The sequence below is a fragment of the Paraburkholderia sp. MM5482-R2 genome (assembly GCF_050436125.1).
GTDB classification, from domain to species: domain Bacteria; phylum Pseudomonadota; class Gammaproteobacteria; order Burkholderiales; family Burkholderiaceae; genus Paraburkholderia; species Paraburkholderia tuberum.
In genome coordinates this window covers 2,916,845-2,930,109 of record NZ_JBNDLP010000002.1, presented here as the reverse complement: position 1 = coordinate 2,930,109, position 13,265 = coordinate 2,916,845, and the positions used below count along the sequence as shown (strand labels likewise).

Below are 13,265 nucleotides of genomic sequence, written 5' to 3'. Positions count from 1 at the left end.
GCGCCGCCAACAGAAAAGCGGCCGAAGCCGCTTTTCTCTGCAACCGTTATGCGTTGCCGCGGACCGGCCGCGGCGGCGCGCCTTACGCCGACTGCTGACGCGTGCGGCTGTAGCGCGACAGGATTGGAACCATCTGCGCGTAGACCTTCGGGTTGCCCGCGACGACTTCGCCGACGTGCAGGAACTCCGAATCACCGGTGTAGTTGCCGACCAGGCCGCCGGCTTCGGTGATCAGCAGGCTGCCCGCCGCGACGTCCCATGCGTTCAGGCCCTGCTCGAAGAAGCCGTCCATGTGGCCGGCCGCGACGTTGGCCAGATCGAGCGCGGCGGCGCCCGGACGGCGCAGGCCGGCGCAGGCTTCGGTCATCTCGGCGAACTGACGGCCGTACGATTCGAGGCTGTCCTGCGCGCGGAACGGAAAGCCGGTGCCGATCAGGCAGTCGGCCAGGCGGTCACGCTTGGCGACGCGGATGCGGCGATCGTTGAGAAACGCGCCACGGCCGCGCGATGCGGTGAACAGATCGTTGCGGGTCGGATCGTAGACGACGGCCTGCGTGACGACGCCCTTGTGCGCGAGCGCGATCGACACGCAGTAGTAAGGGAAGCCGTGGATGAAGTTGGTGGTGCCGTCGAGCGGATCGATGATCCACTGGTATTCGGAATCGTGGTCCGACTTGCCCGACTCTTCGGCGAGGATGGCGTGATCGGGATAGGCGGTCTTCAGCGTTTCGATGATCGCCGCTTCGGACGCTTTGTCGACTTCCGTGACGAAATCGTTGTGCTGCTTTTTGCTGACCTGAATCAGGTCGAGATCGAGCGATGCGCGGTTGATGATCTGAGCTGCGCGGCGCGCGGCCTTCACAGCGATATTGAGCATGGGATGCATAAACTGATCCTTGTGCCGGGGCAGCACGGCTGCCGGCCGGTAAATAAGCGCGAAACTGCGCTGACGGGCGCCGCAACGACGCAAAAACAGCACGGAACAGCAGACCGGCTATCAAACCGGAGAGCATTCCGTCGACGGAGACGAATTGAATAAGAACGGTGCGACCGGTTCGACGCAAGCTTCAGCCAACGTCGGCGCCGGACGCGAAAAGCGGTATTTTACCTGAGTCCGGGCGCCCTCGCGCAGGTGCTCGCTCACGTGCGGCTGATGTACCGCACAGGCGCCCGCCGGTGCCGGTCCGATGCTGCGCCCTCGTCCGCGCGCGTGGCTCGCGCGTGCGCCTGATTCGGCATAAGTGCCCGTTGGCGCTACCATACGCGTCTTGAGTCCTAGCCAGCCGAGTTTCATCGTGGATCACACCCACCATTCCTCCGACCCCGCCGTGGCCGATTTGCGCGGCGGCTTCACGTCGACGCGTTTCGTGCTGGTCGAGCCCAGCCATCCGGGCAATGTCGGCGCCGCGGCGCGCGCGCTGAAAACCATGGGCTTTTCGCGGCTCGTGCTCGTGTCGCCGCGCGTGCCGAACGTGCAGAACGACCCCGAAGCGATCGCGATGGCGAGCGGCGCCGATGACGTACTCGCCTCCGTGCACGTGGTGCCGTCGCTCCCCGATGCACTGACTGGCGTGCACTGGTCGATTGCGCTGACCGCGCGGCTGCGCGAATACGGTCCGCCGCAATGGACGCCGCGTGCGGCTGCTGCCGCCGCGCACGCAGAGGCGATGCACGGTGAGATCGCGCTGGTGTTCGGCAACGAGCGCACGGGCTTGTCGAACGAGGACGTCGAGCGATGCAGCGCGATCGCGCATATTCCGGCCAATCCGGCCTATAGCTCGCTCAATCTCGCGCAGGCGGTGCAGGTGCTCGCCTACGAGCTACGCACCGCGTACCTCGGCGCCGACGAAGCGAGCGACGGCGCATCCACCGCGGGAGCACACGCGGCGCCGGCCGAATCCGCCGCTCAACGCGCGCAGATGGCGGCCAGCGACGAGATCGAGAGCATGTTCGCGCATCTGGAAAGCGCACTGGTCGCGCTCGAGTTTCTCGATCCGGCCAATCCGAAGAAGCTGATGTCACGGCTGCGGCGGCTCTTCGCGCGCTCGGGCCTCGAGCGCGAGGAGGTCAACATCGTGCGCGGCATCGCCAAGCACATCCTGCTCAAGACCAGGCGGACCGGCTGACGGTCCGTTGACCAGCCCGTGACGGCGCACCTGATGCGCCGCCTTCGTCTGACGACAACCTTGCAGGTGACGGGGACTTCCGGCAGGTTTCGCGCAATCGCCCTACAATCCACGAAACGTTAGAAGCAAAGCTGCCGCCGTGCTAAGCGGCAGCGATGCCGTTAGCTATGGCGCGAAACGCAGAGTCCCGCATGCGCAAACCGCGCGGATTCGCTCACGCAGACGGTTTTCCCCCAACAATACAGTCCCTGCCATGTTCACGAGACTTCGCGAAGATGTTGCCACCATCCGCGAGCGCGATCCCGCCGCCCGCAGCGCATGGGAAGTGCTCACGTGTTATCCGGGGCTGCACGCGCTCGTGCTGCATCGGATCGCTCACGCGTGCTGGCGCGCGAAGCGCCGCTGGCTCGCGCGTTTCGTGTCCCAGATGGCGCGCTTCATGACCGGCATCGAGATTCATCCGGGCGCGAGCGTCGGGCGGCGCGTGTTCATCGATCACGGCATGGGCGTCGTGATCGGCGAGACCGCGCAGATCGGCGACGACTGCACGATCTACCAGGGTGTGACGCTCGGTGGCACGTCGCTCACGCGCGGCGCGAAGCGGCATCCGACGCTCGAGCGTGGTGTGATCGTCGGTGCGGGCGCGAAGGTGCTCGGCGGCTTCACCGTCGGCGCGGACGCGAAGATCGGATCGAACGCGGTCGTGACGAAGCCGGTGCCCGCGCGTGGCACGGCGCTCGGCAATCCGGCGCGGATCATCGTGCCGGCCGCGGCGGCTGCGAACGGTGCGAACGGTGCGAACCCGAATGCGAACAACGCCGCGCGTGACGCGAAGCGCGGCAGCGAAATCAGCGCGTTTTGCGCATACGGCATCACGCCCAACGCGGACGATCCGGTTTCGCTCGCGATTCACGGTCTGATCGACCATGCGGCTACTCAGGCGCGACGTATCGATGAAATCGTCGATGCGCTCGAGCGGCTCGGCACGAGCCTCGAAGGTCTGCAAGGCGCGGATGCGGCGTTGCTCGATTTGCGGCGGCTATCGGCGGCGATCGCGGGGAAGGTGGAGGGGCTGGCGGGGGAGCGCTAGGTATCGGCGCCTCGGCAGCGCGAAGCGCACGCCGTACCCACGAGGTCAATCCAGCGGCAACGCTCGAATCCCGTCGGCATCGATCTTCAGATAGCCGCCCCGGCGCTCGCCGTGATCGAGATCCCAGTCGGGCAGAACCCAGCGCGTGCCGCCCGGCTCGCGATGCCGCGCGGGCAGATGGGTATGCCCATGAATGATCGTCGCGGTCTTCGATTTCCTGAACAGCGCGGCGACACCTTGCGGGGTCACGTCATACTTGATCGGCATCGGCCGCGTGCGGCCATGCTCGCTCTTCGAGCGCATGTTCTCGGCGAGCTTGCGACGCCAACGAAACGGCCACGCGAGAAACAGAATCTGCGCGAGTCGATTGCGCGCGAAACACCTGAACAACTGATAGCCGCGATCCGCGGTGCACAGACCATCGCCATGGGCGAGCGCAATGCGCGTGCCGAACGCGGTAATCACGAACGGATCGGGCAGCCAGATCGCGCCGGCCGCTTTCATGAAGCGCTTGCCCAGCAGAAAGTCGCGGTTGCCGTGCATGATGTAAAGCGCGATGCCGCGCTCGGACAGCGTGTGCAGCAGCGCCGCAATATGGGCGACGAACGGCTCGCTCAGCATGTCGTCGCCGACCCAGTACTCGAACAGGTCGCCGAGGATGAACACCGAGTCGGCCGCTTCCGCGCTCACGCCGATGAAATGCTCGAACGCGGCGACCGTGCGCGGAATCGCCTCGCTCAGATGCAGATCGGAGAGGAAGAAAAAAGGGCGCGCGGCGTGCGGGCGTTGGCCCTCGCCTGGCACGCCCGCGGCGACGCTTCGCAGCGGCGTCTCTTGCAGCATTGAAGGTGCTTGATTTCAGTTCAAAGGAGTCGACGCCCGCATGAGGCGCGACTCACTCACGGTTTAGCCGACGACGACAGCTTTTTCGATCACGACATCATCGACCGGCACGTCCTGATGGAAGCCCTTCGAACCGGTCTTGACCTTCTTGATCTTCTCGACCACGTCCATGCCTTCGACGACCTTGCCGAACACCGCATAGCCCCAGCCTTGCGGCGTCGGCGACGAGTGGTTCAGGAAGTCGTTGTCGTTCACGTTGATGAAGAATTGCGCGGTCGCCGAATGAGGGTCGTTGGTACGCGCCATCGCGATCGAGCCGTTCTCGTTCTTCAGACCGTTGTTCGCCTCGTTGGTGATCGGCTCGGCCGTCGGCTTCTGCTTCATACCGGGTTCGAAGCCGCCGCCCTGGATCATGAAGCCGTCGATCACGCGGTGAAACACCGTGTTGTCGTAGTGGCCGGCCTTCACGTAGTTCAGGAAGTTCTCGACCGACTTCGGCGCCTTTTCGGCATTCAGCTCGAGTTTGATGAGGCCGTGGTTCGTATGCAGTTCAACCATGATGGAATCCTTTGATGAACAGGTGGATAAAAGGCGCGGCGCGTCGTCATGTGCTGACGACCGGCCGCGCCGGGGCGTTGGTTGGGGCCGGACTTCGGCCGCGCGGGTTCGCTTGCCCGTTCGTTTTTACTTGCTCACCACCGTCGCCGACTGGATCACGACCGGCTTCTGCGGCACATCGCTCATCGGGCCGCGCGTGGTGGTGGGCGTGGCTTCGATGCGTTTCACGACGTCCATGCCGCTCGTGACCTTGCCGAATACCGCGTAGCCGTTGCCGTCCGGCTTCGGGTAGTCGAGATTGGCATTGTCCACCGTGTTGATGAAGAACTGCGCGGTGGCCGAATTCGGGTCGCTGGTGCGCGCCATCGCGATCGTGCCAGCGGTGTTCTTCAGACCGGTGCGGCTCTCGAGCGGAATCGGCGCGCGCGTCGGCTTCTCGACGAAGCTCTGCGTATAGCCGCCGCCCTGGATCATGAAGCCCGGAATCACGCGATGGAAGATCGTGCCGCTATATTGGCCGGCTTTCACGTAGTCGAGGAAATTGGCGACCGTCTTTGGCGCTTTCTCGGGATACAGCTCGACGCGGATGTCACCCTCCGACGTCTTCAGCAGCACGGAAGGATGAGCGGCCTGCGAACCGGACTGCGCAAAGGCGGGTGCGTTTGCGATCAGGGCGGCGCTGCCGAGCGCCAACATCAACCATTTCATGAAAGTCCTCGGGGTTGGAGAAAACTTGCGGCAGGCAACGAGCCCGGCGCTCAGCGCGACGGCGCCATGTACGGCGGCATGGCGAGCGAGCCATTCGGGCCGCCGAACTGGAAGCTCGGGCTGTCCGTGATGTTCGACGTGGGGTGCGCAGCGGGCACGGTCGTCTGCTCGGCGGCAGGCTGTGACGCCGCGGCAGCGGGCGTTGCCGGCGACACGACCTTCTGGATATCCGCGAGACGCTGCGCGGTCCTCGGGCTCGCCTTGCCGAGGCTCTCCGCGCGACGGTACGCGGCATCGGCGAGGCGCAGATAGAGGTCACCGAGGTTCTCGAACGCGAGGCCGTAGTTCGGATTGACCTGGGTGGCCATCTCGAGCGCCGCGCGCGCTTCGGTCAGACGGCCTTGTCTCGCGAAGAGTGTGGCGAGGTTGTTGTACGGCTCGGGCAACTCGGGATACAGCTGCGTGAGTTCGGTGAACGCCGTGATCGCTTCGTCGTCGCGATTCAGATGCACGAGCACGTTTGCGCGTTTGAACTTCGCTTGTGCGTCGCGCGGATTCGCGGCGACGCGCGCATCGAGTTGGGTCAGCGCGGCTTGCCAGTTTTTCTGCGCGATCGACGCGTCGATTTCCGGCGTATTGTCACGCACGGCGGGGCCTTGCGGCATCACCGCGGTCTTCTGCGCATAAGCGCTCGCGACCGGCACCGCGGCAAGTGCGGCAACGACGGTGACGCGCCACGCGAGGGCACGCGCCGCTTCGAAAGTAACGCCACCGACAACGTTGCCAAACGCAGTCGCGGCGAGGGTCGCAGCGCTGTGCGCGCGGCCGCTTGAGTGTTTCATAGGCTCAGGTCTGGATGTTATACTCCGAGCCATTCTAACAAAAGGTCTGCGCGTTCCGTCGAACCGCCGACTGTCTTTTCGCCACTCGTGGCCGTCTCCGCCCGGTTCGCAGCCTGATCGCCGCACGAGGTGCGCCGGTTTCAGCTGTATGCGATGCACCCGTTATCCTGTTCGTTTCGCGGGTCGCGGCGCGCATGAAGCACAATGCGGACTTCTTTCGGCCCACGCACCGCTCTCTATGGAATCTCTGCGCATTTACAACACGCTCGCGCGTGACAAACAGACTTTCGTGCCGCTGCGCGAAGGTGTCGTGCGGATGTACGTCTGCGGGATGACCGTGTACGACTATTGTCACGTCGGTCATGCGCGCGTGATGGTCGTGTTCGACATCGTGCAGCGCTGGTTGCGTGCGCTTGGCTACAACGTGACTTACGTGCGCAACATTACCGATATCGACGACAAGATCATCAAGCGCGCAGTCGAGAACGGTGAAACCATCAAATCGCTGACCGATCGCTTCATCGCCGCGCTGCATGAAGACGCGGACGCGCTCGGCATCGAGCGTCCGGACATCGAGCCGCGCGCGACCGACTTCATTCCGCAGATGCTCGGCATGATCGAGACGCTCGAGAAAAACGGCTACGCCTACCAGGCGAGCGACGGCGACGTCAACTACGCGGTACGCAAATTCGCAGGCTACGGCAAGCTGTCGGGCAAGTCGCTCGAAGACCTGCGCGCTGGCGAACGCGTGGCGGCCAACGACGCGAAACAGGACCCGCTCGACTTCGTGCTGTGGAAGCAGGCGAAGCCCGAGGAACCGGCCGACAGCGGCTGGGATTCGAAGTACGGGCGCGGTCGTCCCGGCTGGCACATCGAGTGCTCGGCGATGGGCTGCACGCTGCTCGGTGAACAGTTCGACATTCACGGTGGCGGCCAGGATCTGCAGTTTCCGCACCACGAAAACGAGATCGCGCAAAGTGAGGCCGCGACCGGACAAACATTCGTCAATTACTGGATGCACAACGGCTACGTACAGATCGACAATGAGAAGATGTCGAAGTCGTTGAACAATTTTTTTACGATTCGCGAAGTGCTCGCGCAGTACGATGCAGAGGTGGTGCGTTTCTTCATCGCGCGCGCGCATTACCGCTCGCCGTTGAACTACAGCGACGTACATATCGACGACGCGCGCAATGCACTCGCGCGTTTGTACACAGCGTTGAAAGACGTGACGCCCGATAGCGCCGTGCTCGACTGGAACGAAGCGTACGCGCAGCGTTTCCAGGCGGCAATGAACGACGACTTCAACACGCCGGTGGCCGTGTCGGTGCTGTTCGAGCTGGCCACCGAAGTGAACCGCACGCGCGACCCCGCGCTGGCCCGTCAATTGCGCGCGCTTGGCGCGGTGCTCGGGCTGCTCGGACGCGAACCGCGTGCATACCTGCAGCAGGCAGCGGGTGCTGCAGCCGAAGGCGCGCTCGAGCCCGTCGCGATCGAAGCGAAGATCGCCGCGCGCATCGCCGCCAAGCAGGCAAAGGACTATGCGGCAGCAGACCGGATCCGGGCCGAATTGCTCGATGCCGGCGTTGCCCTTGAAGACAAACCCGGCGGGTTGACCGAGTGGCGGCGCGTGTGAGCGCACCTCGTACTTCCCTCTGAACGACTCGCCAGGCAGGAGGCAGGATGGCAACGGCCACGAAGACGCCGGCTAAACGCGCGGCGTCTCAAACCAGTGCGGCAGCCGCGGCATCGGCTGCCGCAGCATCGGCTGCCGCAGCTCAGTCGACTCGTGCGGGCGGCGGCGCGGTAGACAAAGCGCCCTCGAAAGCGGGCGGGGCGGCGGCGAAAGCCGACTCGGCCGCGGCAAAGAAGAACGCGGCCAAACGCTCGCTCAATGGCGCGGGCACTGAAGCTGCGCACGCGCCTGCGAAACGCGCGAAAACGGCGTCGCGGGCGAAGGGCAACGGTGCGTTGCCGGCCAAACTCGCGGCCGAGCTCGCCGGCGACGTGCAGGAACTCGCGCGCGACAAGAACGCGGGCGAAGTCGTGCGCAAGACGCGCGTATCGGCCACCTCGGCGAGCACGGAAAGCGCGGGCGGCGAAGCGGCCGGTGTCGCATCGCTCGCGAACGAAGTCGCGGTGCCGGTGCAGATCGGCGGTCTCGCGCCTGAAGTCACGCGTCCCGCGTATTGGGACAAGGCGTGCGCGGATCTCGTCAAGCGCGATCGCATTTTGAAGAAGCTGATTCCGAAGTTCGGCCCCGTGCATTTGCTGAGTCGTGGCGATCCTTTCGTCACGCTTGCGCGCTCGGTGGTCGGCCAGCAGATCTCGGTCGCGTCGGCGCAGGCCGTGTGGGCGAGGGTCGAAGTCGCGTGTCCGAAGCTCGTGCCGCAGCAGTTCATCAAGCTCGGTCTCGAGAAGCTGACCGCGTGCGGTTTGTCGAAACGCAAGGCCGAGTACGTGCTCGATCTCGCGAGGCATTTCGTGTCGGGCGCGTTGCACGTCGGCAAGTGGACGTCGATGGACGACGAGGCGGTGATCGCCGAACTCACGCAGATTCGCGGCATCGGCCGCTGGACCGCGGAGATGTTCCTGATTTTCAACCTGTCGCGTCCCGACGTGCTACCACTCGACGACCTCGGCCTAATCCGCGCGATCAGCGTCAACTATTTCAGCGGCGAACCCGTCACGCGCAGCGAAGCGCGCGAGGTTGCCGCGAATTGGGAGCCGTGGCGCACGGTGGCGACCTGGTACATGTGGCGTAGTCTCGATCCGTTACCGGTCGACTACTAAAGAAGAACAGGAAACGAAGCCGTTTCAGAGACTATCGCGTATATGATATCGATAGTTGAGAAATGGTTTTGACATCGGCGCACGCGGTTAGAATACGCGCTGCCCGGTAAGTCCAAGGATTACAACCAATGAAGACCACGTTTCTGGATTTCGAACAGCCGATCGCTGAACTCGAAGCGAAGATCGAAGAATTGCGCTTCGTGCAGGACGACTCGGCCGTCGATATTTCGGAAGAGATCGAGCGGCTGTCCAAGAAGAGCCAGCAGCTCACCAAAGATCTGTATGCGAACCTCTCACCGTGGCAGGTTTCGCAAATCGCCCGTCATCCGCAGCGTCCGTACACGTTCGATTACGTAAGCGAGCTGTTCACCGACTTCCATGAACTGCATGGCGACCGCAACTTCGCGGACGATCTGTCGATCGTCGGCGGTCTCGCGCGATTCAACGGCCAGGCGTGCATGGTGATCGGTCATCAGAAGGGCCGCGACACCAAGGAGCGCGCGCTGCGCAACTTCGGCATGCCGCGTCCGGAAGGCTATCGCAAGGCCGAGCGGCTGATGCGCCTCGCCGAGAAGTTCGGCCTGCCGATCTTCACGTTCATCGACACGCCGGGCGCGTACCCGGGCATCGGCGCGGAAGAGCGGGGCCAGTCCGAAGCGATCGGCCGCAATCTGTACGTGATGGCCGAGCTGAAGACGCCGCTGATCGCGACGATCATCGGCGAGGGCGGCTCGGGCGGCGCACTCGCTATCGCGGTGGGCGACAGCGTGCTGATGTTGCAGTTCTCGACCTACTCGGTGATCTCGCCGGAAGGCTGCGCATCGATCCTGTGGAAAAGCGCCGCCAAGGCACCGGAAGCAGCGGAGGCGCTCGGCCTGACCGCGCATCGTCTGAAGGCGCTCGGTCTGATCGACAAGATCGTCAACGAGCCGCTCGGCGGCGCGCATCGCGATCCGAAGGGCATGGCGGCGATGCTGCGCCGTGCGCTCGCCGATTCGCTGCGCCAGTTCCAGGGTATGAGCACCAACGACCTGCGCGAACGCCGTTTCCAACGGCTGATGGCGTACGGCAAATTCAAGGAAACGACGCCGGGCGCATAAGCCCGCGCGTTGGCCTGTCTCTTTCGTCCACCGGCGCATTCCGCGCTAACGACGTGACCACCACCGCCGACTCATCCGCCGAGCGCCTCGTGACCGAGGCGCTCGGCGCCGCGCTGTCCGGGCTCGATTCGAACGCGCGCATTGCGGTGGCATTCAGCGGCGGCGTCGATTCGAGCGTGCTCCTCGATGCGGCGGTGCGCGTCGCGGGTGCGTCGCGCTGTATCGCGCTGCACGTGCATCATGGTTTGAGTCCACATGCCGATACGTGGCTCGCGCACTGCGAGGCTTTCGCGCGCGAACGTGGCGTCGAATTCGACGCGCGACGCGTGGATGTTTCGCGCGCGCCGGGCCTGAGCATCGAGTCCGCGGCACGCGACGCGCGTTATCGCGCGCTCGAAGCGATGTGCGCAACGCACGGCATTGGCACGCTATGGCTCGCGCAGCATGCGGACGATCAGGCCGAGACCGTGCTGCTGCAACTGCTGCGCGGCGCGGGGCTCGCGGGTCTCGCGGCGATGGCGCCCGGCTCGCTGCCGACAGGTGCGTCGACGACACGCGTGCGGCCGCTTTTGCATCTGCTGCGCGCGCAGCTCGAACACTATGCGAGCGCGCGCAAGCTGCGCTGGATCGACGACGAATCGAACGCGGACACGCGTTATGCGCGCAACGCCTTGCGTCATCAGGTGATGCCGGTGCTCGCGGTGCACTTCCCGGGCTATCGCGATGCGCTCGCGCGCACGGCCGCGCATTCGGCATCGGCGCAGCGATTGCTCGACACGCTCGCGCGCGCCGATATGGAAAGCGCGTCGCGCGATGAAGGACGCGCCCTCGCGCACGACGTGCTGCTCGCTCTCGACGACGATCGCGCGCTGAATCTGCTGCGCTACTGGATGCGTACGCTCGGCTTCGTCGCGGCATCGAGCGCGCGTGTCGCGGATGCACTGCGGCAGTTGCGCGAAGTGGCAGCGGGGCAGGACGGACATCGGCTGCGCATCGATCATGCGGGGCATGCGTTGCGCAGCTATCGCGGCCTCGTCTACTGGGAAGCCGGCGATAGCAGCGAACCCGCCGACGAAACCGCGCTCGTCGAGCGCGAGATCAGTGAACTCGCGTGGCAAGGGCAAGAGATCTGGCATTTGCCGCAATGGCGCGGCACGTTCGTGTTCGCGATGGTGGATGCAGCCGCTGCTTCCGACGTAGCCGACGCAACGCACGCAGCGCCACGTAACGAAGCATGCGACATGGTTCCCGTCAGCGTCCTGCAACGAGCCTCTCTAAGCGTGCGGGCGCGCCGCGGCGGAGAACGCATGCGCATCGGTGTGCCGAACACGCCCAGCCGCACGCTGAAGAACCTGTTTCAGGAGCGCGGCATTCCCGCATGGAAGCGCGACGTGCCATTGCTTTACGTTGGCGATGAACTGCTGTTCGTGCCGCTGATCGGCGTGAATCGCGGGACCGTGCGCGACGCATCTCCGGAGCGCGAAGCGTGCGTGAAAATCGTCTGGCGCGAGGATCTGCTGATCGCCTGAGCGCCGGTCGGACAGTCGCGCAAGCCGTGCGTGCAGATGTCGAAAGCGTGAAACAGGGCGCAAATCAACGATAAAACAGGCCATTGCAGGCCTGATTCGACGCATTTGAGCGCTCGTTGCGTCTTGTCTTTTTGCGCCTAATCAGGTACTTTAGCTTGTTTGCCCGACCCGATTTCGCCGTCGCTTTTGTCGCTATCGGTCGTTAGTGCCGGCAGGCGTGCGTGATCCGTCGTCGCCGTTCAATTCCGATCAGCCATTTGCGATTTCATCCCGGGCAAATCCGCGCGTGCTGCACGCGTGCTGCATCTACGCCGCCACACACTTTGCCGCCGTTCACGAGACGTTGCGCCCCTGTGCTTTCTGTGCGGTCGTCTCCAGCGCGCCAGCGCGGTTTCTCTTCCAGTTCAGAACGACAATGGCACTCATCGTACATAAATACGGCGGCACCTCGATGGGCTCGGTCGAGCGCATCAAGAACGTCGCCAGGCGCGTCGCGAAATGGCACAAGGCCGGCCATCAGATGGTCGTCGTGCCGTCGGCAATGTCCGGCGAAACCAATCGCCTGCTTGGCCTCGCGAAAGAAATCACGACTCAACCGAGCCCGCGTGAACTCGACATGATCGCCGCCACCGGCGAGCAGGTCAGCTCGGGTCTGCTCGCGATCGCGCTGCAGGAAGCCGGCGTCGAAGCGGTCAGCTACGCAGGCTGGCAGGTGCCGGTCAAGACCGATAGCGCGTTTACGAAAGCGCGCATCAGCGACATCGACGGCGAGCGCGTCATGCAAGACCTCGCAGCCGGCAAGGTGGTCGTGATCACCGGCTTCCAGGGCATTGACCCGGACGGCCACATCACGACGCTCGGCCGCGGCGGCTCGGACACGTCGGCAGTCGCGGTCGCGGCCGCGCTGAAGGCCGACGAGTGCCTGATCTACACGGACGTCGACGGTGTGTACACGACGGACCCGCGCGTCGTTGAAGAAGCGCGCCGGCTCGACCGCGTGACGTTCGAAGAAATGCTGGAAATGGCCAGCCTGGGTTCGAAGGTGCTGCAGATCCGCTCGGTGGAATTCGCCGGCAAATATCAGGTGAAAACGCGCGTGCTGTCGAGCCTGACCGATCCGCTGATGCCACTCGACGAAGAAATGAAGTCGGGCACCCTGATTACTTTTGAAGAAGACGAGACCATGGAAAAAGCAGTCATCTCGGGTATCGCGTTCCAGCGCGACGAAGCTCGTATCGCCGTGATGGGCGTGCCCGACAAGCCGGGCATCGCGTATCAGATTCTCGGCCCGGTGGCGGACGCGAATATCGATGTCGACATGATCATCCAGAACCAGAGCGTCGAGGGCAAGACGGCATTCACGTTCACGGTTGGCCGCGGCGACTATGCGCGTGCAATGGAAATCCTCACCGGCACGGTAAAGGCGCACGTCCAGGCCGAGCAGGTGCTGGGCGACCCGAAGGTGTCGAAGGTGTCGGTGGTCGGCGTCGGGATGCGCTCGCACGTCGGCATCGCCAGCAAGATGTTCCGCACGCTGTCGGAAGAGGGCATCAACATTCAGATGATCTCGACCTCGGAAATCAAGATTTCGGTGTTGATCGACGAAAAGTACATGGAGCTCGCGGTACGCGCGCTGCATAAGGCCTTCGAACTCGATCAGGCATAAGTGGCGGGAA

At 64.2% G+C, this 13,265-nt stretch carries 12 protein-coding genes; 7 read left to right on the top strand and 5 right to left on the bottom strand.

Annotated elements, in window-relative coordinates; all coding sequences use genetic code 11:
- Positions 1 to 82: 82 nt before the first annotated feature.
- Positions 83 to 886 carry an inositol monophosphatase family protein gene (locus OKW37_RS16335; RefSeq protein ID WP_184057275.1) on the bottom strand — a complete coding sequence of 268 codons (804 nt, stop codon included), beginning with the start codon at positions 884 to 886 and terminating at the stop codon, positions 83 to 85.
- A gap of 409 nt (positions 887 to 1,295) precedes the next feature.
- Here OKW37_RS16335 and OKW37_RS16330 point away from each other — a divergent pair, with 409 nt between their 5' ends.
- Entirely contained in the window at positions 1,296 to 2,126 is an 831-nt protein-coding gene (locus OKW37_RS16330; protein WP_429405262.1) for an RNA methyltransferase, read from the top strand.
- A 253-nt stretch (positions 2,127 to 2,379) separates the two neighbouring features.
- Complete coding sequence (cysE, locus tag OKW37_RS16325) at positions 2,380 to 3,216, top strand: serine O-acetyltransferase (protein ID WP_184057273.1); 837 nt, start codon at positions 2,380 to 2,382, stop codon at positions 3,214 to 3,216.
- A gap of 45 nt (positions 3,217 to 3,261) precedes the next feature.
- On the opposite strand, the gene OKW37_RS16320 is transcribed toward cysE, so the two are convergent.
- The 4 genes from OKW37_RS16320 to OKW37_RS16305 form a co-directional block, all read right to left on the bottom strand.
- On the bottom strand, positions 3,262 to 4,059 hold the full coding sequence (locus OKW37_RS16320) for a UDP-2,3-diacylglucosamine diphosphatase (protein ID WP_184057271.1): 798 nt from the start codon (positions 4,057 to 4,059) through the stop codon (positions 3,262 to 3,264).
- A 63-nt stretch (positions 4,060 to 4,122) separates the two neighbouring features.
- The gene (locus tag OKW37_RS16315; RefSeq protein ID WP_090800697.1) at positions 4,123 to 4,617 is read right to left on the bottom strand and encodes a peptidylprolyl isomerase; all 495 of its coding nucleotides are present in this window, start codon (positions 4,615 to 4,617) and stop codon (positions 4,123 to 4,125) included.
- 126 nt (positions 4,618 to 4,743) lie between these two features.
- Positions 4,744 to 5,325, bottom strand: coding sequence for a peptidylprolyl isomerase (locus OKW37_RS16310; RefSeq protein WP_429405265.1), 582 nt, complete (start codon positions 5,323 to 5,325; stop codon positions 4,744 to 4,746).
- Positions 5,326 to 5,375: 50 nt separating this feature from the next.
- Positions 5,376 to 6,167, bottom strand: a complete 792-nt coding sequence (locus OKW37_RS16305; protein ID WP_184057269.1) for a tetratricopeptide repeat protein — start codon at positions 6,165 to 6,167, stop codon at positions 5,376 to 5,378.
- Positions 6,168 to 6,405: 238 nt separating this feature from the next.
- On the opposite strand from OKW37_RS16305, the gene cysS reads away from it, so the two are divergent.
- The 5 genes from cysS (at position 6,406) to OKW37_RS16280 (ending at position 13,255) form a co-directional block, all read left to right on the top strand.
- Positions 6,406 to 7,803 (top strand): cysteine--tRNA ligase, encoded by a 1,398-nt coding sequence (gene cysS, locus OKW37_RS16300; RefSeq protein WP_429405267.1) that lies wholly within the window; start codon positions 6,406 to 6,408, stop codon positions 7,801 to 7,803.
- A 47-nt stretch (positions 7,804 to 7,850) separates the two neighbouring features.
- Positions 7,851 to 8,960, top strand: a complete 1,110-nt coding sequence (locus OKW37_RS16295; RefSeq protein WP_184057265.1) for a DNA-3-methyladenine glycosylase family protein — start codon at positions 7,851 to 7,853, stop codon at positions 8,958 to 8,960.
- 128 nt (positions 8,961 to 9,088) lie between these two features.
- Positions 9,089 to 10,060 carry an acetyl-CoA carboxylase carboxyltransferase subunit alpha gene (locus tag OKW37_RS16290; RefSeq protein ID WP_184057263.1) on the top strand — a complete coding sequence of 324 codons (972 nt, stop codon included), beginning with the start codon at positions 9,089 to 9,091 and terminating at the stop codon, positions 10,058 to 10,060.
- Between the two features lie 53 nt (positions 10,061 to 10,113).
- Positions 10,114 to 11,589, top strand: coding sequence for a tRNA lysidine(34) synthetase TilS (gene tilS / locus OKW37_RS16285; RefSeq protein WP_429405270.1), 1,476 nt, complete (start codon positions 10,114 to 10,116; stop codon positions 11,587 to 11,589).
- A gap of 415 nt (positions 11,590 to 12,004) precedes the next feature.
- The gene (locus tag OKW37_RS16280; RefSeq protein ID WP_090800687.1) at positions 12,005 to 13,255 is read left to right on the top strand and encodes an aspartate kinase; all 1,251 of its coding nucleotides are present in this window, start codon (positions 12,005 to 12,007) and stop codon (positions 13,253 to 13,255) included.
- The last annotated feature ends 10 nt before the right edge of the window (positions 13,256 to 13,265 follow it).

Bases quoted from the DNA above. Each gene is read 5' to 3' on its own strand.
- OKW37_RS16335 (WP_184057275.1), bottom strand. From the start codon at position 886: ATGCATCCCATGCTCAATATCGCTGTGAAGGCCGCGCGCCGCGCAGCT.
- cysE (WP_184057273.1), top strand. From the start codon at position 2,380: ATGTTCACGAGACTTCGCGAAGATGTTGCCACCATCCGCGAGCGCGAT.
- OKW37_RS16320 (WP_184057271.1), bottom strand. From the start codon at position 4,059: ATGCTGCAAGAGACGCCGCTGCGAAGCGTCGCCGCGGGCGTGCCAGGC.
- OKW37_RS16315 (WP_090800697.1), bottom strand. From the start codon at position 4,617: ATGGTTGAACTGCATACGAACCACGGCCTCATCAAACTCGAGCTGAAT.
- OKW37_RS16310 (WP_429405265.1), bottom strand. From the start codon at position 5,325: ATGAAATGGTTGATGTTGGCGCTCGGCAGCGCCGCCCTGATCGCAAAC.
- OKW37_RS16305 (WP_184057269.1), bottom strand. From the start codon at position 6,167: ATGAAACACTCAAGCGGCCGCGCGCACAGCGCTGCGACCCTCGCCGCG.
- cysS (WP_429405267.1), top strand. From the start codon at position 6,406: ATGGAATCTCTGCGCATTTACAACACGCTCGCGCGTGACAAACAGACT.
- OKW37_RS16295 (WP_184057265.1), top strand. From the start codon at position 7,851: ATGGCAACGGCCACGAAGACGCCGGCTAAACGCGCGGCGTCTCAAACC.
- OKW37_RS16290 (WP_184057263.1), top strand. From the start codon at position 9,089: ATGAAGACCACGTTTCTGGATTTCGAACAGCCGATCGCTGAACTCGAA.
- OKW37_RS16280 (WP_090800687.1), top strand. From the start codon at position 12,005: ATGGCACTCATCGTACATAAATACGGCGGCACCTCGATGGGCTCGGTC.